19 protein-coding genes are annotated in these 20914 nt (G+C 68.0%); 11 read left to right on the forward strand and 8 right to left on the reverse strand.

What is annotated here, in order from left to right; translation table 11 throughout:
* Nucleotides 1–250 precede the first annotated feature (250 nt).
* Nucleotides 251–1537 carry a DUF7373 family lipoprotein gene (locus tag ON43_RS10110; protein WP_040806104.1) on the forward strand — a complete coding sequence of 429 codons (1287 nt, stop codon included), beginning with the start codon at nucleotides 251–253 and terminating at the stop codon, nucleotides 1535–1537.
* Here the strand turns inward: ON43_RS10110 and ON43_RS10115 are convergent.
* Nucleotides 1515–1904, reverse strand: a complete 390-nt coding sequence (locus ON43_RS10115; protein WP_040806106.1) for a nuclear transport factor 2 family protein — start codon at nucleotides 1902–1904, stop codon at nucleotides 1515–1517. The two genes, ON43_RS10110 and ON43_RS10115, sit on opposite strands and share 23 nt — an antisense overlap.
* Before the next feature lie 3 nt (nucleotides 1905–1907).
* Complete coding sequence (locus tag ON43_RS10120) at nucleotides 1908–3152, reverse strand: MFS transporter (RefSeq protein WP_063712518.1); 1245 nt, start codon at nucleotides 3150–3152, stop codon at nucleotides 1908–1910.
* 101 nt (nucleotides 3153–3253) lie between these two features.
* On the opposite strand from ON43_RS10120, the gene ON43_RS10125 reads away from it, so the two are divergent.
* From ON43_RS10125 to clpX, 6 genes are all read left to right on the forward strand, one after another.
* On the forward strand, nucleotides 3254–3835 hold the full coding sequence (locus ON43_RS10125) for a TetR/AcrR family transcriptional regulator (protein ID WP_040806108.1): 582 nt from the start codon (nucleotides 3254–3256) through the stop codon (nucleotides 3833–3835).
* 53 nt (nucleotides 3836–3888) lie between these two features.
* Nucleotides 3889–4458 carry an FKBP-type peptidyl-prolyl cis-trans isomerase gene (locus ON43_RS10130; RefSeq protein ID WP_040806109.1) on the forward strand — a complete coding sequence of 190 codons (570 nt, stop codon included), beginning with the start codon at nucleotides 3889–3891 and terminating at the stop codon, nucleotides 4456–4458.
* Nucleotides 4459–4619: 161 nt separating this feature from the next.
* Nucleotides 4620–6017 carry a trigger factor gene (gene tig / locus ON43_RS10135; protein ID WP_040806154.1) on the forward strand — a complete coding sequence of 466 codons (1398 nt, stop codon included), beginning with the start codon at nucleotides 4620–4622 and terminating at the stop codon, nucleotides 6015–6017.
* A 235-nt stretch (nucleotides 6018–6252) separates the two neighbouring features.
* The gene (locus ON43_RS10140; protein ID WP_040806110.1) at nucleotides 6253–6837 is read left to right on the forward strand and encodes an ATP-dependent Clp protease proteolytic subunit; all 585 of its coding nucleotides are present in this window, start codon (nucleotides 6253–6255) and stop codon (nucleotides 6835–6837) included.
* Between the two features lie 106 nt (nucleotides 6838–6943).
* A complete protein-coding gene (locus ON43_RS10145) occupies nucleotides 6944–7567 on the forward strand; it encodes an ATP-dependent Clp protease proteolytic subunit (RefSeq protein ID WP_033086575.1) in 624 nt (207 codons plus the stop codon).
* A gap of 310 nt (nucleotides 7568–7877) precedes the next feature.
* Nucleotides 7878–9158: an ATP-dependent Clp protease ATP-binding subunit ClpX gene (gene clpX / locus ON43_RS10150; protein WP_040806157.1), complete on the forward strand. Its 1281-nt coding sequence runs from the start codon at nucleotides 7878–7880 to the stop codon at nucleotides 9156–9158.
* 102 nt (nucleotides 9159–9260) lie between these two features.
* Here clpX and ON43_RS10155 read toward each other — a convergent pair whose 3' ends face one another.
* From ON43_RS10155 to ON43_RS10180, 6 genes are all read right to left on the reverse strand, one after another.
* A complete protein-coding gene (locus ON43_RS10155; protein ID WP_218003232.1) occupies nucleotides 9261–9875 on the reverse strand; it encodes a dihydrofolate reductase family protein in 615 nt (204 codons plus the stop codon).
* A 182-nt stretch (nucleotides 9876–10057) separates the two neighbouring features.
* Nucleotides 10058–10597 carry a hypothetical protein gene (locus tag ON43_RS10160; RefSeq protein WP_051178232.1) on the reverse strand — a complete coding sequence of 180 codons (540 nt, stop codon included), beginning with the start codon at nucleotides 10595–10597 and terminating at the stop codon, nucleotides 10058–10060.
* 73 nt (nucleotides 10598–10670) lie between these two features.
* On the reverse strand, nucleotides 10671–11042 hold the full coding sequence (locus ON43_RS10165) for a nuclear transport factor 2 family protein (protein ID WP_040806112.1): 372 nt from the start codon (nucleotides 11040–11042) through the stop codon (nucleotides 10671–10673).
* Between the two features lie 99 nt (nucleotides 11043–11141).
* A complete protein-coding gene (gene fdhD, locus ON43_RS10170; protein WP_040806115.1) occupies nucleotides 11142–11954 on the reverse strand; it encodes a formate dehydrogenase accessory sulfurtransferase FdhD in 813 nt (270 codons plus the stop codon).
* Complete coding sequence (locus tag ON43_RS10175; RefSeq protein WP_040806161.1) at nucleotides 11951–14251, reverse strand: FdhF/YdeP family oxidoreductase; 2301 nt, start codon at nucleotides 14249–14251, stop codon at nucleotides 11951–11953. Before ON43_RS10175 ends, fdhD begins: the two co-directional genes overlap by 4 nt.
* A gap of 395 nt (nucleotides 14252–14646) precedes the next feature.
* Nucleotides 14647–15183 (reverse strand): hypothetical protein, encoded by a 537-nt coding sequence (locus ON43_RS10180; RefSeq protein WP_040806118.1) that lies wholly within the window; start codon nucleotides 15181–15183, stop codon nucleotides 14647–14649.
* A gap of 214 nt (nucleotides 15184–15397) precedes the next feature.
* On the opposite strand from ON43_RS10180, the gene ON43_RS10185 reads away from it, so the two are divergent.
* The 4 genes from ON43_RS10185 to ON43_RS10200 form a co-directional block, all read left to right on the forward strand.
* A complete protein-coding gene (locus ON43_RS10185) occupies nucleotides 15398–15790 on the forward strand; it encodes a hypothetical protein (RefSeq protein ID WP_040806162.1) in 393 nt (130 codons plus the stop codon).
* A gap of 44 nt (nucleotides 15791–15834) precedes the next feature.
* A complete protein-coding gene (locus ON43_RS44340) occupies nucleotides 15835–17262 on the forward strand; it encodes a YML083C domain-containing protein (protein ID WP_051178234.1) in 1428 nt (475 codons plus the stop codon).
* On the forward strand, nucleotides 17259–19301 hold the full coding sequence (locus ON43_RS10195) for a serine/threonine-protein kinase (protein ID WP_040806121.1): 2043 nt from the start codon (nucleotides 17259–17261) through the stop codon (nucleotides 19299–19301). Before ON43_RS44340 ends, ON43_RS10195 begins: the two co-directional genes overlap by 4 nt.
* 96 nt (nucleotides 19302–19397) lie before the next feature.
* Nucleotides 19398–20914 (forward strand): FHA domain-containing protein (locus ON43_RS10200; RefSeq protein WP_040806164.1); only part of this gene is annotated, 1517 nt, incomplete at its 3' end.

Here is a 20914-nt window from a genome sequence, read left to right on the forward strand (position 1 = left end):
ACGAGGGCGTGAGCCGTGCCCGCCGACCTCGTCCGCGAGTTCGCTCCGAACGAGCCCGCAGCCCGCGGTTTGGTTACGGACCGGTCGCGATCTCGGCGGAAAGGTTTACCGCGCAAGGAAATCGCGATCACACTCGAATCTGTGCGTCCGGGAGATGATCTCGGTGGTTCTCGTGCGATGGGGCACGAAAACTCGTGCGGCTCATGGCAATAGGCGATCAGGCACCGGACCGGTACGACGGGGGTGCGGGATGCGTCGATTCGATCCGGCGGCGAGGTCACACGGTTCCGGTGGGTGGCGGGGCTACGCCGAATGGCTACCGGTGTTCTCGATCGCGGTGCTCGTGACCGCGTGCACGGTCGCGGGGGCGCCGCGGCCGGTGACGGCGGCCGTGGGCCGGATGGATCTCGGGGGATACAGCGGGCGTCCGCTGGCCGCCCCGCGGGACGCCGGGGAAAGCTATGGCGGGCTGATGGAATCGGTGCGGATGGCGGAGGCGGTGGTGGCGCCGCGCGCGTTCGATGCGGCGCTGGCGTGGACCTCCGCGATTCCGGTGCCGACGCCCTTGGACGCCGTCGGCATTCTCGCCGACGCCACGCGCGAGACCCTCGCCGAGCACGGGATGCTGGCCGGATTCAGCATCGGCGGCACCGATGATCCGAGTGGGGTGCCCCGGATCGGGGTGTCGCGGTCGGTGCGCCTCACGGTGCTGCGGATGCGCGACAATATGACGGCCATCGACGCGGCCCGCCAGATCGATGCCCGGGACTTCGCCGTCAATCGCGACAACCTCCCGGTCCCCTTCGCCGATTACTTTGCGACTCACGGTCATTGGCGCACCTACGAGCCGACGCTGGCCGCCACCCTCGCCCACGGCCCGTTCGTGGTGACCGTCTACGTCACCAACCCGACCACCGATCGCGCCGCCCTGCAGTCCCTGGCCGAAACCGCCTTCGACGCGGAACTGCCTGTGCTGGACGCCTTCGCGCCCACTCCGGCCGAGAAATTGGCGACGCTGCCCCTCGACCCGGAAGGCCTGCTGGGCCGCGTACTGCCCGCGACACCCGGCCAATGGCCCTATCCCGAGCTGTTCGAGGACGAGCAGGGTGTCATCGCCGGGTGGCGTGGACACCGGCGCGCGACCGGCATCGCGTACGGCCCCCGCGTCGCCGATCTCTGGGTCAATCGCCCGGGCGATTCGGTGCGAATCCCGGTCGAGGCCATGGCCGTAGCGGACAACGCCCGGCTGCTGCGCTTCCCCGACGCCGTCGCCGCCCGCCACGCCCTGCTGCGCCTGTCCGCCCCGACAGCAGACCACACGGTGCCCACCGGGAACCAAACGGTCGCCACCGCCCCGAGCGGCATTCCCGACGCGGTCTGCCTGCGCGACTCCGATCCGCAAGCGCCCGACCAGCAATTCACCTGCTTCGTCCTGGAGGGCCGCTATCTCGCGCTGATTTCCGGTGCGACCGAGGAAGCGGCGCACCGGATGGCGGTGGCGCAGTACGCGTTGCTCAGCGATTCAGCTGGGCGCTGAAGATCTCCCGGTTGAAGTACGCCTTCGCCTCGGCGATCAGCCCGTAGGCATCCAGTTCGTAGACATTGATGCCGGACCAGTTGACCGGCGCGCCCGAAAGCGACACCGCCGCACCGCTCCACGACACCGCGACCGAATCGCCCACGGTGTGGGCCTCGCGCGGCGTAAGCCCCAGGAACGGACTGAAATTCGGGATCACCCCGGCGATGAAATCGCGAATCGCACTGCGCCCCACGATCGGCGGCGTGCCGACCGGATCGTGGAAGACGCCGTCCTCGGCGAAATTCGCCGCCCAGGCGTCCGCATCACCGGACTGAGATGCGGCGAAGAAGCCGAGCACCGAGGCGGGCATGGCGGGCATGGTCATTGATTACTCCTTCGATTCGTGAACGTGCCGCAGGTCGTAGCGGCGGGCCAGGGGAAGAACGGTGCAGCCGAGGACGGTCAGCACGGCCTGCAGGGCGCAGACGCCGAGCCAGCCCCACGCCCCGAAACAGGCCGAGGCGAGGGCGGCACACAGCGCGCCGCTGAGGAAGACGGAAACCATGTAGACGGTGTTGGCGCGGCTGCGCGCCGCGGGCAGATACCCGAAAATCCGTGCCTGATTGGCGATCTGACTCCACTGCACCGCGATATTGGCCAGCACGATCGCGATGATCATGAACGGCAGCAGCGAGCCGCCCAGCGCATACGCGCCCGACGCCGCGAGCATGAGAAACAGAGCGGCGGCAATGATCGGAATCGCACCGCGCCGATCGATGAACCGCCCCGCCCACGGCGCGGCCACCGCACCCGCCAGCCCGAGCGCGCCGAACAATCCGGCCACCGCGCTGCGGTAGTGGTACGGCTCCCGGGTCAGCACCAGGACCAGCGACGTCCACGTCGAGTTATACGCGCCGAACAGCAGCGCGTGCATGGCGCACGAATGCCGCAGTGCCGGTTCCCGAATCAGCAGCCGGGGGAGCGATGCGAGCAGCCCCGGATAACTCGGCCCCGCACCTGTTCCTGCGGTGTCGCGACCGCCTCGGCGTGTCTCGCGCGGCAGCAGCGCCACCGTGATCGCGCCGGTCGCCGCCGTAAGCGCCGCGGCGAGCAAATACACCGCCCGCCAACCGAATACGTCACCCACCGCGCCGCCGATGACCCGCGACCCGATGATGCCGGTCATCAGCCCGATCTGCACGCCCGCCACCACCGAGGCCCGTCGTTCCGGCGCGGCGAGTTCGGCCGCCAAGGGCACCAGCACCTGCGGAATCACCGTCGCCCCGCCGACCAGCGCGGTCGCCGCCGCCAGCAACGCCAAACCCGGCGCGGCGGCCGCCAGCAGCAGCCCGATCACGGTGACCGCCAAAAGGATCGACAACAACGGCCGTCGCCGCCGGACATCTCCCAGCGGCACCAGGAACAGGATCCCCGCGGCGTACCCGAACTGGGCGCACGTGACCACCACCCCCGATGCCGATGCGGTGACTCCCAGCCCGTCGGCGACCAACGTCAGAAGTGGTTGCGCGAGATAGACATTCGCAACGGTCGCCCCGCTGCACACCGCCATCATCGGAAACAGCGTTCGCCGCTCGACGGGGAGTGTGAGGGGGCGGACTGCGGTTGAGGGCATCGCCGGTCCTTTTCGATCGAACTAGTTGGTTCGGATTGTTTCCGATGCTAGGAACCTTGCGTCGGAGTTGTCAAACGAACCAGTTCGTTACAATCGCGCCCATGGCATACGACTCGGCCGCGACCAGGGAGCGCATCCTCACCGCCGCGACAACGGAATTCGCCGCCTACGGCGTCGCGGGGGCCCGGGTCGATCGCATCGCCGCCTCCGCGCAGGCCAACAAGCGCGCCATTTACGACTACTTCGGCGACAAACAGGCGCTCTTCGCGGCGGTGCTGGAACGGCTGATGGGCGAGCTCGCCCAGGACGTGCCCCCGGGCGGCGACCTGGGCGAGTACGCGGGCCGCCTCTTCGACTACCACCGCGCCCACCCGGAGGCCCTGCGCCTATTGCTCTGGGAGGCACTGGAACTCGGCGACCAACCGGTCCCCGACGAGGAGAACCGCACCCGCCACTACTTCGAGAAGGTCACCGCCGCCGAATCCGCCATGACCGACGGCGACCCCCGCAACCTGCTGTTCTTCACCCTCGGCCTGGTCGGCTGGACGCTGGCCATGCCGCAGCTGCGCCGGATGGTACTGGGGCCGGAACGTGGCCTCGACGAGTTGCGACCGGCCATTTCCGCCGCGGTCGAAGCCCTGGCGGCCGCGCCCGCTCCGGCGCAGAGCGATCCGCCCGTGTAGGTTCGGCGCGGCGTCGCAAAACTCTGCGGCAATCCGGACTGACAGGAGCGGGAATGCGCTTGGTGGGCAAGGTCGGTGCGATCGGTGCGGTCGCGGCCGCCCTGGTGCTGGTGGCCGGTTGCGGCAGCAGCGATAAGAGCGACAAAGCGGACACCACGTCGGCCACCACCTCGGCCAAGGCTGCGCAGACGTTCACCGTCGCGCTGCCGTCGGCCGACGGCAAGGACTGCTCCATCAAGGTGGAGGGCGGCTTCGGCGAAGCGCCCAAGATCACCCTGCCGGACGGCTGCGAGCCGCCGAAGGAACTGTTCACCAAGGACCTGGTCACCGGCACCGGCCCGGCCGCCGCGACGGGCCAGGCGCTGAGCACCAACTACACGCTGATCACCTGGTCGGACAAGAAGAAGCTGGACAGCTCCTTCAGCCGCGGCCAGACCTTCGACCTGACGCTGGGTGCGGGCCAGGTCATCAAGGGCTGGGATCAGGGTCTGGTCGGCATCCAGCAGGGCACCCGCCGCCTGCTCGTCATCCCGCCGGACCTCGGCTACGGCCAGGGCGGCCACGGCATCAAGCCCAACGAGACCCTGGTCTTCATCACCGACGCCGTCAAGGTCGGTAGCTAGTACGCACCCCTCCCACCAGCGCGACCGGTCGGCCGACCGGCCGTCGGCAGGTCCTGCCCGTGACCGGTTACACGGCCCGTGGGGCCGTCAACTAACCTGGTCGGGATGCGTTCGGGGGGAACCTAGACGTCAACCATGAACTACGAACAAGGAGCATGTCCGTGAAGAGCACCGTCGAGCAGCTGAGCCCGACTCGGGTCCGCATCAATGTCGAGGTGCCCTTCGAGGAGCTCAAGCCGGACTTCGACCGCGCGTACAAGGCGCTGGCGCAGCAGATCCGGATCCCCGGCTTCCGCCCGGGCAAGGCCCCGGCCAAGCTTCTCGAGGCCCGTGTCGGCCGTGGCGCGGTGCTGGAGCAGGTCGTCAACGACGTGCTGCCCAAGCGCTACAGCGAGGCCGTGATCGAGACCCAGGCCAAGGTCATCGGCCAGCCGGAGATCGAGATCACCAAGATCGAGGACGGCGAGGAGCTGGCCTTCACCGCCGAGGTCGACGTCCGCCCGGACGTCACCCTGCCGGACTTCTCGACCATCAAGGTCGAGGTCGACCCGATCGAGATCACCGACGCCGACATCGACGAGCAGCTGCAGTCGCTGCGTGCCCGCTTCGGCACCCTGACCGCGGTCGAGCGCGCGATCGAGAACGGCGACTTCGTCTCCATCGACCTGTCCGCCACCGTCGACGGCGAGGCCGTCGAGGAGGCCTCCACCACCGGCCTGTCCCACGAGGTCGGCTCCGGCCAGCTCATCGAGGGCCTGGACGAGGCCCTGGTCGGCCTGAAGGAGGGCGAGTCCAAGGACTTCACCTCCAACCTGGTCGCCGGCGAGCACGCGGGCAAGGAAGCCGTCATCACCGTGACCGTGCAGTCGGTCAAGGAGCGCGAGCTGCCCGAGGCCGATGACGAGTTCGCCCAGCTGGCAAGCGAATTCGACACCATCGACGAGCTGAAGGAAGACCTGAAGACCCGCGTCGAGCGCGTCAAGAAGGTCACCCAGGCCGGCGAGATCCGCGACAAGGTGCTCGAGGCCCTGCTCGAGACCGTGGAGATCCCGCTGCCCGAGGGCGTCGTCAAGGCCGAGGTCGACGCGGTCGAGCACGACGCCGTCCACGGCTTCGACCACGACGAGGCCAAGCTGGCCGAGGCCCTCGAGGCCCAGGGCTCCTCGCTGGAGGAGTTCAAGAAGGACACCAAGGAAGCCGCCGAGAAGTCGGTCAAGACCCAGCTGCTGCTCGACGCCGTCGCCGAGGCCGAGAACACCCAGGTCGGCCAGGACGAGCTGTACGAGCGGATCATCTTCCAGGCCCAGCGCTACGGCATGAGCCCGGATCAGTTCATCCAGCAGATCCAGCAGGCCGGTCAGCTGGGCGCGGTGTTCGCCGACGTCCGCCGCGGCAAGGCGCTCGCCGGTGTCGTGGTCCAGGCCGCCGTCACCGACACCGCCGGCAACACCGTGGACACCGCCGAGATGTTCGGCAACCCGGCCGAAGAGGCCGAAGAGGTTTCCGCCGAAGAGCTCGCGACCGTGGCCGACGCGACCGAAGCCGCCGAGGACAAGTAAGAAATTTCGACGCACCCGGTGACCGGGGATTCTCGCGGTGAAAACGCGAAGAGCCCCCGAACACCGGAACGTGAAGCGTTGACGTAAGTTTGCGCTGTGAGCGAAGCAGGGCGGTACCGGGAGTTCGGTGCCGCCCTGCTTCGTTAGGGTTTGTGTCAGCGAATCAGTAGGGGCTTGTTTACGAGCCGTTGAGAGAGGGCAGGTATCCGTGACAATTCATCAGGCAGGGGTGCGCATGACATCCGCGACTGCTGGTCTGAACCTCAGTGATTCGGTGTACGAGCGCCTGCTGCGCGAGCGCATCATCTTCCTGGGCACTCAGGTCGACGACGACATCGCCAACAAGCTGTGCGCGCAGATCATCCTGCTCTCGGCCGAGGATCCGACCAAGGACATCCACCTCTACATCAACTCCCCGGGTGGTTCGGTGACCGCCGGTATGGCGATCTACGACACCATGGAATTCGCCCAGTGCGATATCGCCACCTACGGCATGGGCCTGGCCGCCTCGATGGGACAGTTCCTGCTGGCCGCCGGCACCAAGGGCAAGCGCTTCGCCCTGCCGCACGCGCGGATCATGATGCACCAGCCGTCGGCGGGCATCGGTGGTTCGGCCGCGGACATCGCCATTCAGGCCGAGCAGTTCGCGTACACCAAGCGTGAGATGAACGAGCTGCAGTCGCAGTTCACCGGCAAGTCCGTCGAGCAGGTGACCGCCGACGCCGACCGCGACCGCTGGTTCACCGCGCAGGAAGCCCTCGAGTACGGCTTCATCGATCACGTGATCACCCACGCGAGCCAGGCGAACGGCAGCAACTAGTTCCGCAGCCTCACCCACCCAGACTTTGGAGACGTCTATGTCCAACATGATCGACCCCCGGGCCGCGGGCATCACCTTCAGCGCCGCCGGTTCCTCGCTCAACCAGATGCAGATGCCGCAGGGCCGCTACATCCTGCCGTCCTTCGTCGAGCACTCGAGCTTCGGTGTCAAGGAGTCGAACCCGTACAACAAGCTCTTCGAGGAGCGCATCATCTTCCTCGGCGCGCAGGTGGACGACACCTCCGCGAACGACATCATGGCGCAGCTGCTGGTGCTGGAGTCCCTTGATCCGGACCGCGACATCACCATGTACATCAACTCGCCCGGTGGCTCGTTCACCGCGCTGATGGCCATCTACGACACCATGCAGTACGTGCGCGCCGACGTCGCCACCGTCTGCCTGGGCCAGGCCGCCTCGGCCGCGGCCGTGCTGCTCGCCGCCGGCGCCCCCGGCAAGCGCGCCGCGCTGCCGAACGCCCGCATCCTGATCCACCAGCCCTCCACCTCGGGCGGCATCCAGGGCCAGGTCTCCGACCTGGAGATCCAGGCCGCCGAGATCGAGCGCATGCGCCGTCTCATGGAGACCACGCTGGCCCGCCACACCGGCAAGGACGCGGACGTCATCCGCAAGGACACCGACCGCGACAAGATCCTGACCGCCGATGAGGCCAAGGATTACGGCATCGTCGACACGGTGTTCGAGTACCGCAAGCTCAGCGCCCAGAAGTGAGTTGGGCGGGTGGCGGGGTTCCGGGAGGTCCCGGGCGTCCCCGCCACCCGGGCAGGGGTGAGTCCACGCACATGTCCGGTGAGAAACGTGCCCAAGTTGTCGACCTCGGTCACGAGAAGCGGGTACGGTCACTCTAGGGACCTTTGCTCGTGGTTGTCGGCTCTGCTTTTGCATCCAACACATTTGGATACACACAGCCGAAAGGCCGGATCCGCAAACTCAGGGGTCGCGGCTTACGCTCGAAGAAGGCAGCTCGCCGGCAACCGGGGACAGACGGTTGCACGCGGACAAGGAAGTAGGGACCCAGGAGATGGCGCGCATCGGTGATGGCGGCGATCTGTTGAAGTGCTCGTTCTGCGGAAAGAGCCAGAAGCAGGTCAAGAAGCTCATTGCGGGACCGGGGGTGTACATCTGCGACGAGTGCATCGACCTGTGCAACGAGATCATCGAGGAAGAGCTCGCCGAATCCAGCGAGGTCAAGCTCGACGAGTTGCCCAAGCCCGCGGAGATCAGGGATTTTCTCGAGCAGTATGTGATCGGGCAGGACGCCGCCAAGAGAACGCTAGCCGTGGCTGTGTACAACCACTACAAGCGAATTCAGGCGGGCGACAAGGGGCGCGACTCCCGCGGTGAAGCGGTCGAGTTGATGAAGTCCAATATTCTTATGCTCGGCCCGACCGGCTGTGGCAAGACCTATCTGGCGCAGACTCTCGCGAAGATGCTGAACGTCCCGTTCGCCATCGCGGACGCCACCGCGCTCACCGAGGCCGGATATGTCGGCGAGGATGTCGAGAACATCCTGCTCAAGCTCATCCAGGCCGCCGACTACGACGTGAAGCGCGCCGAGACCGGCATCATCTACATCGACGAGGTCGACAAGATCGCCCGCAAGTCGGAGAACCCGTCCATCACCCGTGACGTCTCCGGTGAGGGCGTGCAGCAGGCGCTGCTGAAGATCCTGGAGGGCACGCAGGCATCGGTCCCGCCGCAGGGCGGCCGCAAGCACCCGCACCAGGAGTTCATCCAGATCGACACCACCAACGTGCTGTTCATCGTGGCGGGCGCGTTCGCGGGTCTCGAGAAGATCGTCCAGGATCGAGTCGGCAAGCGCGGCATCGGTTTCGGTGCGGAGGTCCGCTCCAAGGTGGAGATCGACACCGCCGATCACTTCGCCGATGTCATGCCCGAGGATCTGATCAAGTTCGGCCTCATCCCCGAGTTCATCGGCCGTCTGCCGATCGTCGCCTCGGTCACCAACCTGGACAAGGACTCCCTGGTCCGCATCCTGGCCGAGCCGAAGAACGCGCTGGTGAAGCAGTACGTGCGCCTGTTCGAAATGGACGGTGTGGACCTGGAATTCACCCAGGACGCGCTGGAAGCCGTTGCGGACCAGGCGATTCTGCGCGGCACCGGTGCGCGTGGTCTGCGCGCGATCATGGAGGAAGTGCTCCTCCCGGTCATGTACGACATCCCCAGCCGGGATGACGTGGCCAAGGTGGTCGTGAACGCCGACACCGTGAACGACAACGTGCTACCCACGATCGTGCCGCGGAAGCGCCAGACCCCGGAGCGCCGGGAGAAGTCGGCGTAACCAACTCTCGGGCTCTCAGGGGCTTCCCCTGAGACCCCTGCTACGAGCAAAACCGGCTCCGCGAGAATCCCTCTCGCGGAGCCGGTTTCGTTGTGCCGCTATTTACTCGTCGGCGAAGTCGCCGTAGGTCGGCGCACCCTCCTTGCGGTAGGTCGCGATGACGACGCCCTTCGGGGTGACGCGGGTTTCCGCGACGGTGAAGGCGGTGGGGACGGCGTTCTCGGGGAACAGGCGCTTGCCGGTGCCGAGGATGACCGGGAAGGTCAGGATGTTCAGGGTGTCGACGAGGTCAGCGGCCAGCAGGGACTGGATCAACGCACCGCTGCCGTGCACTTGGAGCTCACGGCCGGGGCGGGCCTTCAGTTCGGTGACTTCCTTGACCAGGTCGCCGTGCAGAAGTTCCGTGCCGGACCAGTCGGCATGGTCCAGGGTGCTGGTCGGGACGTACTTCGGGAGGTCGTTGAGCTTGTTCGCGATGGGGTGGCCCGGCAGATTGTGGTTGGGCCAGTAGCTCGCGAAGATCTCATAGGTCTTGCGGCCGAGGAGGAATGCGTCGACGCGGTCGAAGACCGAGATCATGAATTCGCCGAAGGCATCGTCACCGAAGGGCGCGGACCAGCCGCCGTGCGCGAACCCCCCGCTCGGATCTTCCGACGGTCCACCCGGCGCCTGATAGACACCGTCGATGGTGACGAACTGGGTGACCGACAGTTCCATGATTGTTCTCCTGTGGGCTCCCGTTCCCGGAAGCCTGGAGTCGGTGACGGTCGGTGCGAACCGATCGCGCCCGTCGCGAGGATCCCCTTTGATCCCCCTGGTTCGCCGTTGAACCTTTACTCCGTTACCCCGGAAATCGGTGTGGGTTGGTTAACTGTTACGACGGTGCGGGAGCGGAGAATTCATCGGCGCGGGGGCGGCTGCCGGCGGGGAAATTTCACGGTGAAGGGCGCTGGCTCCGGGACCGGGAAGCGCTCGCGCGGGGAGACCAGCAGAACGGCCAGGCCCAGGGCCGGGATGGCCACGGCCGAGAGCAGTTCGAGAGTGAAGCTGCCCGTGCCGAGGTCACCGCGGTGGAAGGCGTGGTAGACCAGATGCGGGACGCCGAAGACCAGCCAGCCGAATCCGGAGACCCGGGCGATCACGCTGTCGCGGTAGTAGAGGGCGGCCCCGGAGATGGCCGCCAGGGCGAGGAAGAACGCCCCGACATCGGTGACCAGGTGATGGTTGTAGGGCCCGTCCTCGCCCACCCAGTGCAGTCCGAACCCGGGGAAGCTGTCGAAGAACGAACTCGGCGCGAACAGCGCCCACAGCCCGGTGATCAGTCCGATCGCGACGAGTATCCCGAGCAGGGTGAACAGGGCGATCCAGCGCCGCCGGTTCACCTCCAGCCGGAAGTTGACCCGCACCCCGTCGCCGGTGCCGCGTAACGAGATCCGCACAGGCCCTCCCGCCCTCGCCGAATCACTGTGCTGCCACCGTAATTCCGGGAGCGGGAGGGGACAAGCCTGTGGGTCAGATCTGCTCCATCTTCAGCTCCTCGGGTCCCCAGTAGGCCCGCATGCTGATGATCTTGCCCTCGTCGTTCAGCTCCATCACGTCGATGGGCGAGAGGGTCATCTTGTGGCCGTTGGACACGGTGACCAGGGTGAAGTGCGCGGCCACCTGGTTGCCCGCCACCTTGACGGTGTGCAGCTCGGTCTCGCGGTCGAGGTTCTCCAGCGCCTTGTACAGCTCGCCGATGGCCTCGTGGCCGCGGCGTTCGGGGGTCCCGATCGGATCCTCGACCACCGCGTCCTCGGCGTAGAGGTCCACGATCGCGGACGTGGGGCCGGTGGCGACCAGCTTCACGTACTGCTCGACGACATCCCGGGGCTGCGCTGCCATGGAAGACTCCCATCAAAATTGAAACGTGTTCTATCGCGGAGCCTAACAGCCGGGGCGCGCAAAAGGACCCCGCAGCCTCACCCGGTGGGACGGGCAAGCTCACAGGGCCAGGCGGTCCTCGCCGGTGTAGACGTTCATGGTCTCGCCGCGCAGGAAACCGATCAGGGTGAGGCCGGATTCGGCGGCCAGATCCACCGCCAGCGAGCTCGGGGCCGATACCGCGCCCAGTACCGGGATGCCTGCCATGACGGCCTTCTGGACCAGTTCGAACGAGGCCCGGCCGCTCACCATCAGGATGAGATCGTGTGCGGGGAGCCGGTTTTCGCGCAGGGCCCAGCCGATCAGCTTGTCCACGGCATTGTGGCGGCCGATGTCCTCGCGCACCGCGAGTGCGACACCGTCGGCGGTGAACAGACCCGCGCCGTGCAGGCCGCCGGTGGCGTCGAAAACCTGCTGGCGGGAACGCAGTTCGGCGGGCAGTTTGGCCAGCGTATGGACGTCCAGGCGCGGTGTCCCGGCCGGGATGGCATGGCGGATGCGGGTGGTGACCTCGTCCAGCGCGGTCTTGCCGCAGAGGCCACAGGAGCTGTTGGTCAGGAACGAGCGCGGCGTGATGGGGACCGGGTTGCGCAGTTGCACATCCAGCACGTTGTAGGTGTTCTGCCCATTCTCGTCGGTGCCCGCGCAGTATCGGGCGCTGACGATGTCCTCGGCCGTGTCGATGATGCCCTCGGCGTAGAGGAATCCGTGCACCAGATCGATATCGGCCCCTGGCGTGCGCATGGTGACCGTCAACGACTGTCCGCCGGTGCGGATTTCGAGCGGTTCCTCGACGGCCAGGGTGTCGGGCCGGGTGATGACGCCGGTGGGGGAGATGCGCAGGGTGCGGCGGCGGGCGGTGACTCTACTCATGCGGTGTGGATGTGGCGTTCGAGGCGGATGGTGACCGCCTTGGAGACGGGTGTGTTGGAGCGCTCGGCCACGTGGTCGAGGGGGATGAGCGGATTGGTCTCCGGGTAGTAGGCGGCGGCATTGCCGCGCGGGGTGGAGTAGCCGACCAGGCGGAAGGCGATCACCTTGCGTTCGGTGCCGTCCTCGAACTCCGAGATCACGTCCACGAGTTCGTCTTCGGCGAAACCGAGCGCGGCGATGTCCTCCGGGTTGACCAGGACCACGCGCCGCCCGTTGTGGATGCCGCGGTAGCGGTCGTCGAGCCCGTAGATGGTGGTGTTGTACTGGTCGTGGCTGCGCAGCGTCTGCAGGATGAGGCGGCCCTCGGGGACCGGCAGCCAGTGCAGGTCGTTGACGGCGAAGTTGGCCTTGCCGGTGGCGGTGCGGAATTCGCGGGCGTCGCGCGGCGGGTGCGGGAGCTGGAAACCGTTGCGGCCCCGGACCTTCGCGTTGTAGTCGGTGCAGCCGGGCACCACATTGGCGATGGCGTCGCGGATCTTGTCGTAGTCGCGCTGGAACTCCGCCCAGGGCACGGAGTGATCCGGGCCGAACAGCTGCTGCGCGAGCTCGCACACGATGGCGACTTCGCTGCGCAATTGATCGCTGACCGGGGTCAGGCGGCCGGTGGACAGGTGCACCATCGACATCGAGTCCTCGACCGAAACCTGTTGGCGCACACCGTTCTGCGTGTCCTCGTCGGTGCGTCCCAAGGTGGGCAGGATGAGCGCGGTCCGGCCGTGCACGACGTGGCTGCGGTTGAGCTTGGTCGAAACCTGCACGGTGAGTGCGCAATTGCGCAGCGCCGCCTCGGTGACCTCGGTATCCGGGGTCGCGGAGACGAAGTTGCCGCCCATGCCGAAGAAGACCTTGCCCTTGCCGTCGCGCATGGCGCGAATGGCGTTCACGGTGTCGAAGCCGTGCTCGCGCGGGCTGGTGATGCCGAATTCGCGGTCGAGTGCGGCCAGGAAGGTCTCGGGCATCTTCTCCCAGATGCCCATGGTGCGATCGCCCTGCACATTCGAATGCCCGCGCACCGGGCACACGCCCGCGCCGGGCTTGCCGATCATGCCGCGCAGCAACAGCAGATTGGTGGCCTCCTCGATGGTGGCCACGCCGTGCACCTGCTGGGTCAGTCCCATGGCCCAGCAGATGATGGTGGACTTGGATTCGGCCAGCAGCTTCGCGGTGCGGTCGAGATCCGCGCGGGTCAGGCCGGTGGCCTGCTCGACGATCCCGAGATCGACGGCGCGCATCTGCTTCTCGTATTCGGCGAAGCCCGCGGTGTGCGCGTCCACGAAGGCGCGGTCCACGACGGTGCCGGGCGCGCGGTCCTCGGCCTCGAACAGCAGTTTGGCCAGGCCCTGGAACAGGGCCATATCGCCGCCGAGGCGGATCTGCAGGAAGTCGTCGGCAATGGTGATGCCGCCGGTGAAGCCCTTCACCGTCTGCGGGTCCTTGAACCCGATGAGCCCGGTCTCGGGCAGCGGGTTCACGGCAATGACCTTGGCGCCGTGCGCCTTCGCCTCACCCAGCGCCGAGAGCATGCGCGGATGGTTGGTGCCCGGATTCTGCCCGGCCACGATGATCAGATCGGCCTTGGAGAAGTCGTCGATGGTCACCGAGCCCTTGCCGATGCCGATCGAGCTGACCAGCGCGGTGCCCGAGGACTCGTGGCACATATTGGAGCAGTCGGGCAGATTGTTGGTGCCGTAGGCGCGGACCAGCAGCTGGTAGAGGAAGGCGGTCTCGTTGGCGGTGCGGCCGGAGGTGTAGAAGACGGCCTCGTCGGGGGAGTCCAGGCCGCGCAGGGTGTCGGCGATCAGGCGGTAGGCGTCGTCCCAGGCGATGGGGGAGTAATGGGTGTCGCCTTCGCGCAGCACCATCGGGTGGGTGAGGCGGCCCTGCTGGCCGAGCCAGTAACCGGACTTGCCGGAGAGGTCGTCGATCGAGTGCTCGGCGAAGAATTCGGGGGTGACGGTGCGTAGGGTCGCCTCCTCGGCGACGGCCTTGGCCCCGTTCTCGCAGAATTCCGCCGGGCGGCGCCGGCCGGACGGTTCGGGCCAGGCGCAGCCGGGACAGTCGAAGCCGTGGCGCTGATTCACCCGGGCCAGGGTGCGCGCGGTGCGCACCACGCCCATCTCCTCGACCGCGCGCTCCAGGGCGACCGTGACCGCCTTGACGCCCGCCGCCTCGGTCTTCGGCGCGGTGATCTCGAGTGCGGACTCGTCGATGTCACTCTTCGGCGCGGAACGATGCATGGTCGCGATTGTCCTCTCCGGCACGGTGGGGGTGTCCCAGTCGATATCGCAATCCTAGGTCGCGCGTGGTGAGCGGCTTGTGGACTGGTCGGTCTTCTGTGTGAACGGGCGTGATCATCACCGCGATAGACAAGGCGGCGGGGGCGTTGATGGCCTTACCATCTAACAAGCGAGGTCACGCCGATGAAGAAAAATGCCCACTCTGATCGGCGTGCCGGTGGGGACCGGCATGCGAAACTGGTCCGCGCGGTGAGGCTTTCACCCCGGACCCTACATTTCTTTCTGATGCTCGCGGCAATTGTCGCGCTCATCGTGCCCGCCGCTACCGGCTGGGCGAATCCGGGTGTCACCCAACCCGTTCCGATCACCACCGTATCCGTTCCCCAACCGCTGGATCACGCACCCGCGAAAGTGCCGACCACAACGGTGAATCCGCCGCAGAACCAGGGCTGCGGCACCGACTGCACCGGCACCCACGACGGCGTGCCCGGCCAGAGCAACCACTGCGACGATCCGACCAAGTGCGACGGCTCCGGCACCAGCGACGGCAAATGCACCGGCGAAGGCTGCCTGAAACCGCAGTACTGCCCGGATGGCTCGGTGAAGCCGTCGAGCGGGGTCTGCCCGAAGACGCCCGAGTACTGCCCCGACGGATCGGTCAAGCCGGCCAGCGGAACATGCCCCACGCCGAAACCGGAGTACTGCCCGGACGGTTCCGTGAAACCGTCGAGCGGGACATGTCCGACGCCGAAGCCGGAATACTGCCCCGATGGTTCGGTGAAGCCCTCGAGTGGAACCTGCCCGACGCCGAAACCCGAGTATTGCCCGGACGGTTCGGTGAAACCCTCCAGCGGCATTTGTCCGACGACGCCGAAACCCGAATACTGCCCCGACGGATCGGCGAAGCCCTCGAGCGGGGTCTGCCCGACCACGCCGAAGCCCGAGTACTGTCCGGACGGTTCGGCGAAGCCCGCCAGCGGTAACTGCCCAACGAAAGATCAAGGCGGAGGCACACCGCCGGGCGGGAATCGGCCACAGCCGCAACCCAATCCGGTGATTCCCACGACCCCTGTGGTAACCACGCCACCCGCGCCGCCGCCGACCAGCGAGGTCGTGCCGCCCAGCGCGGAACCGAAGACACCCGCCGTGACCACGCCCGCTCCCGCACAGAACTCAGGCTTGTCGCTGAACCCGCCTGCGGTCCCGCCCGGTGCACAGGTGACGGCCACCGGCAGTGGGTGCGATCCCGGCTCGGATGTCCGTCTCTCGATCGGTGGTGCCAAGGCCGGTGACACGAAAGCCCGTGCCGATGGCGGGTTCGAGGCCACTCTCACCACCACGGGCGACACCGAGATCGGTCAGCACGAGGTGACCGCCGAGTGCGGTAAGAAACTGGCCGCCGACTTGGACATCGTGCTGGTCAGTCAGGTCGGTGGCGGCGCGGCCACGATGACCGTCCTGTTGTTCTTCCTGCTGATCGGCGGCTGGTTCTACGGCCACCGCATGATCTCCCATCTCCCCGCACGGAGGCCACGATGACCGGTCGCACGCACAAGCGCGGTAGACCTACGGGGCGAAGGTCGGTGCGCCGGACCGCGATCACGGGACTTCTGGCCGTATTCGCGGTCCTGGCAGCGCTGTTCGCGGCCGCGCCCGCGCAGGCCGCGGGCGGCGTGAGCGCGAAGGCGACCGTCGACGGGCGCGCGATCGCCGGTGCGAATGCCGGTAATCCGGTGCGCCTGGATCCCAAGAAGGTGGTGCTGGTCGTCGTCGAGGTGACCAATGGCACCGCGAATCCGGTCTCGATCCGGCGGGTCGATCTGGCCGGGCACGTGCTCGGGCTGAACTTCTACTCGTATTCCACGACGGTCGAGATGAATGTCGCGGCGGGCAAGACCGAGAAGCTGACCTATCGGTTGGATCCGGCCGGGCTCGACGGTCAGGCCACCGGGCTCATCGGCTCCGATCTCACGTTGATCGGAGGCGACGGGAAGGCGCTGACCTCCGTGCACACGGTCGTGGACGTGCGCGGCTCGCTGCTGTCGGTGTACGGACTGTTCGGCATCATCCTCGCGGTGCTGACCGCGCTGGCCATCGCCGACGCCGCGCTGACCGTTGCGCGACACCGGCTTTCGGCCAATCGCTGGCAGCGCGGCCTGCGCCTGCTGGCGCCCGGGATCGGGATCGGGCTGATGACCGGTTTCACCGCCTCGGTGGCGCGCTGGTGGGTGCCGGGTACCGCGCTGTGGCTGTCGCTGGCCGGGGGGACCGCCGCCTTGTTCTTCCTGGCCGGGTACCTCTCACCGACGCCGGGGCAATCCGACGATCTGGGCCTGGATCCCGAAGATCTCGCCGCCGCAAGGGAACTCGACGCCCTGGGCTTCCCGGCCGGTACACCTGCGGGCCCGGTCAGTCCACCCGTCGGCTTCCCCGCCAGCCCGCCGGTCGGCTTCCCGGCGGGAGCCATGGGTCCACCCGGCTCCGGTCCGGCACCCAACTCCGGTCCGATCGGCCCGAATCCGCCCTACGGCGGGACATTCCCCGATCTGGCCCCGGTTGGGCAGCCCGGCGGAACCTTCCGCGACCTCCCCGTCCCGGGTCGGCCCGGTATGGACGGCGAGACGCAGAAGATCAACACCGGCAGTCGATATCCGGGCAACGGCCCGCTGGCCTCGGCCATGGATCCGAACTCGGGCGGGACGCCGACGGTGAGTCATCCGGCCGGTCCGGGCTCCGACCCGTTCCGGTATTCGGCTGCGGGCGTGGATGATTCGACCGCTGCCCCGTCGGGTGTGATGCGGCTGCGGGGACCGGGCGGATTCGGCGAGACCACCATCGGGCGAGGTGTGGAACTGGGTAAGGGTGTGCCGGTGCCGATCGAGCTGGGCGAGGACGAGCCGACGATTCGGAGTGCGACCAAAGGGCAGGGTGCGACCGAGGGACAGGGTGCGACCGAGGGACAGGGTGCGACCGAGGGACAGGGCTTCTCGGCCGGAGGCTCGGGTCGATGAGCGTGGCGAATCTGACCGACGCCGATCTGGCACGGGTGCGGGCGGCGCTGCCGGGGTACGAGATCGGCGGGCAGATCGGGCGCGGCGGATGCGGGGTGGTGCTGGCCGGGATCCATCGCGGGCTGAACCGCCGGGTCGCGATCAAGCAGATTCCGTCGCAGTTCGCCGACGATATGCAGGTGCGGCGGCGGTTCGTGGACGAGGCGCGGGTGATGGCCGCGCTCGACCACCCGCACGTGGTGCCGGTGTACGACTACGTCGAGCACGACGACATGTGCCTGCTGGTGCTGGAGTATCTGCCCGGCGGGACGGTCGAGAACCGTTTCATCTCGGCGGGATTCGAGGCGACCGCCGCGCTGGCGGTGGCGCTGTCCTGCGCGGCCGGGCTCGACGCGGCGCACCGCGGCGGCGTCCTGCACCGCGACGTGAAGCCGTCCAATCTCATGTTCGCCGCCAACGGCCAGCTGAAGCTCACCGACTTCGGCATCGCCAAGATCGTCGGCGGCGAGGACACCTTGGTGACCCGTGCGGGGGAGATCATCGGCACCCCGTCCTATATCGCGCCCGAACAGGTTCGCGGCCAGCAGCTTTCGCCAGCCACGGATGTCTACGCCCTGGCGACCATGCTCTACCAGCTGCTCTCGGGCGTCCTCCCGTTCCCGCCCGGCCCCGACGCCCTGGCCCTGCTCTTCGCCCACGCCTACGGCGAGCCGGTCCCGCTCACCGAGGTCGCCCCCTTCGTCCCGCAGCCCATCGCCGATGCCGTCATGCGCGGCCTGGCCCCCGATCCCTCCGACCGCTTCGAGACCGCCGAGACCTTCGGCGTCGCCCTGGCCGAACCGGCCGCCCATTTCTGGGGCACGAATTGGCTGACCCCCGTGGGTATTCCGGTGATCGGCGCGGACACCATCGTCGCGGCGGCCACCGGCAGTTCCCGCGGCCCGCGCGGCATCGGACCCTTCGGCCCGCAGACTCCGCCCCCGATGGGCAGCCGCCAGGACCCCTACACCCCGCCGCCGATGCGAGGGCCACGCAACCCGAACTCCACCACCGCCGACTCGCTGCCGCGCACACCGCAGCCGATGAACCACACCGGCCCGCAGGCCGGACGCCCCGGACCGCCTCCCGGTCGCGAACCCCAACCCCAGCGTGCCCCAGCCGGATTCGGGCCCCGGCCGGGTCCGCCGGGTCGCCCGGTCGCGGGCCCGACCGTGCCGATGGAAAGGATGCGGCCCAAGGAGCCGATTCAGCGCGGTGGGGCGCGGCTGGCCGAGGTCGAGCGGGCGGACCTGGTGCCGGTGCAGCGGGTGGTCACGCTGCCGTCGCCGCGGGTGCCTTTCCTGGCGGCCGGAATTCTGGCGGCGGTGACCGTTGCCGCCGCGCTGCTCGGTGTCGGGACGGCGGATCGGAATGTGCCGCCCGCCGGGATGATTCGGATCGGTGGTGTCGATCCTGCTGCCCAGACGGTCGACCTCGACCTGTCCAAGCCGATCCCCATCACTGTCTCCGGAACAGACGCGGACAGCGCGAAGCTGTCGGTGGATGTGCTGGGTGTGAGGGCCGGCGGTCAGAGCGCGGCCCTGCAAGGCGGGGCCGGGGAGCTGTCGCCGCCGGTGAACCGATATGTGCTCGGCGGAGCGCTGACCGCGGATCTGTCGTTGTCGCGCAATGGGTCCGAGACCGCGCACTACCGATTCGCGGCCAAGGCCGAGCAACCCGCGACCACCACGGCCACGGCGGTCGGCATGCTGTTGCTCCTGCTGTTCGCCGGTGCCTACGCCGAATCCAATGCGCGGTCCCTGCGCCGGGGCAGTGCGCGTTTCGCGTCGACGGTCGGGCTGGCGGTCAGCATGGGTCTGCTCGGCGTGGCGCTGATCGGTGCGTCCTGGGTGCTGCTGGGCCGGGAGCCCACCCTGCTCGGAGTGATCGTCTGCGCGGCAGGCGGTGTCGCGGCGGGGCTGGTGCTGGCGACCGGGTGCCGCCGGGTCGGCAAGCGCTACCGCTATGTGCGCATCCAACGCCTGCGCGAGCGCGCCTGACGAGTTGGCGGCAATGGGTAATGACGGGCCTGTTCGCAGGCGATATACGCACGAGCGCACCACGATCGGCGGTGGCGGGGAGACGGGGGTGGGACCATGGCCGGGCGGCCGGTAATCGAGATTCGGGAATGGGGGCGGCCCACGCGGCGGCAGATGCTGGACGGGCCGATCGTTTTCGGCCGCGAGGGCAGCAATGTCGTCCTGGCCGACGGCGGCGTCTCCCGCCAGCATCTACGGCTGGTACCGACGCCTACCGCGCTGTCGGTGGTGGACCTGGGCAGCCGCAACGGCACCACCGTCAACGGGGTGGCGCTGACGGGGCGGCGCGAACTCGTCACCGGTGATGTGGTGCGGCTGGGCCGCAGCGAGATCCTTGTGCTGCACACACCCACCGCGGATGACGCCGAACCCGAGCATTCCGATACGGTGCTCGGTCCTTCGGGACCGCTGCCCCGCCCGCCCGGTGCGGAGGTGACCCCGCCGCGGTGGGTGGCGGTCGCCAACCGGGTCCTCGGCATCGATCCGACCGGGGAGCGAAATCTGTTCCCCGCCTTCACCGAACTGCCCAGCCGGATTCCGCTGCCGGTCTGGCGGACGGTGCGGTTCCTGAGCATCGGGATCTATCTGGCATTGATCGTCACGTTGTTCGTGCGGCCCGCCGCCGGACTGTTCTGGTTCTTCAAGGTGATCGTCCCGATCCTGCCCGGGCTGTTCCTGATCGCACCGGGCCTGTGGCGCAACACCTGTCCGCTCGCCGCCACCAACCAGTTGCCGCGGCTGTTCCGTTTCACGCGCGCGGCCACCCCGCCGGTGTGGATGCAGCGGCGCGGGTATCTGGTCGCCGTCGCCCTGTTCTTCGGCATCGCCGGATCGCGGGTCGCGGGCCTGGACCGCAATGGAATCGCCACGGGCATAGTGCTTTCCGCCGTCCTGCTGGCCGCTTTCACCGGCGGGGTCGCGTTCAAGGGCAAGAGCGGCTGGTGCAGCAGCATCTGCCCACTGTTCCCGCTGCAGCGCGCCTACGGGCAGACGCCGTTCGTCACCATCGCCAACAATCACTGCCAGCCGTGCGTGGGCTGCGCCAAGAACTGCTTCGACTTCAAACCGCGGGCCGCCTACCAGGCCGATATGGCCGATCCGGAACGCGGGTGGAGTGCGCCGCGCAAGCTGTTCGCGGCGGCGCTGCCCGGGTTCGTGCTCGGCTTCATGGTGCTGGCCGGATACGCGAGTCTGCCGGTGCTGAACCGGTATCTGGTGCTGGCGGTGTTCATGCTGGCCGCCATCGGCGTCTTCTTCGCGGTCGAGGCGCTGACCGGGGTGAGCGCGGCCGTGCTGTCGGCGGTGTACGCGGTGGTGGCGCTGAACGTCTTCTACTGGTTCGCCGGGCCGGTGCTGCTGAGTTCGTTCAACACGATCACGGGCGTGAACGTGGCGTGGTTGCACTGGCTGATCAGCCTTTTCGTGCTGGCGGCCACGGTTCTGTTCCTGGCTCGGACCCGGGTCAGCGAATTGCAGTTCGCGCTGACCACCGGGGCCCGCACCGAACCGGTCCTGCTGCCGTTCCCGCGGCCGCGCGTCGAGGCCGAAAAGCCCGCCGCGGCAGGTCCTCGTGA

Source organism: Nocardia concava NBRC 100430, from assembly GCF_000308815.1.
GTDB lineage: Bacteria > Actinomycetota > Actinomycetes > Mycobacteriales > Mycobacteriaceae > Nocardia > Nocardia concava.

Bases quoted from the DNA above. Each gene is read 5' to 3' on its own strand.
- ON43_RS10110 (WP_040806104.1), top strand. From the start codon at position 251: ATGCGTCGATTCGATCCGGCGGCGAGGTCACACGGTTCCGGTGGGTGG.
- ON43_RS10115 (WP_040806106.1), bottom strand. From the start codon at position 1,904: ATGACCATGCCCGCCATGCCCGCCTCGGTGCTCGGCTTCTTCGCCGCA.
- ON43_RS10120 (WP_063712518.1), bottom strand. From the start codon at position 3,152: ATGCCCTCAACCGCAGTCCGCCCCCTCACACTCCCCGTCGAGCGGCGA.
- ON43_RS10125 (WP_040806108.1), top strand. From the start codon at position 3,254: ATGGCATACGACTCGGCCGCGACCAGGGAGCGCATCCTCACCGCCGCG.
- ON43_RS10130 (WP_040806109.1), top strand. From the start codon at position 3,889: ATGCGCTTGGTGGGCAAGGTCGGTGCGATCGGTGCGGTCGCGGCCGCC.
- ON43_RS10140 (WP_040806110.1), top strand. From the start codon at position 6,253: ATGACATCCGCGACTGCTGGTCTGAACCTCAGTGATTCGGTGTACGAG.
- ON43_RS10145 (WP_033086575.1), top strand. From the start codon at position 6,944: ATGCAGATGCCGCAGGGCCGCTACATCCTGCCGTCCTTCGTCGAGCAC.
- clpX (WP_040806157.1), top strand. From the start codon at position 7,878: ATGGCGCGCATCGGTGATGGCGGCGATCTGTTGAAGTGCTCGTTCTGC.
- ON43_RS10155 (WP_218003232.1), bottom strand. From the start codon at position 9,875: ATGGAACTGTCGGTCACCCAGTTCGTCACCATCGACGGTGTCTATCAG.
- ON43_RS10165 (WP_040806112.1), bottom strand. From the start codon at position 11,042: ATGGCAGCGCAGCCCCGGGATGTCGTCGAGCAGTACGTGAAGCTGGTC.
- fdhD (WP_040806115.1), bottom strand. From the start codon at position 11,954: ATGAGTAGAGTCACCGCCCGCCGCCGCACCCTGCGCATCTCCCCCACC.
- ON43_RS10175 (WP_040806161.1), bottom strand. From the start codon at position 14,251: ATGCATCGTTCCGCGCCGAAGAGTGACATCGACGAGTCCGCACTCGAG.
- ON43_RS10195 (WP_040806121.1), top strand. From the start codon at position 17,259: ATGAGCGTGGCGAATCTGACCGACGCCGATCTGGCACGGGTGCGGGCG.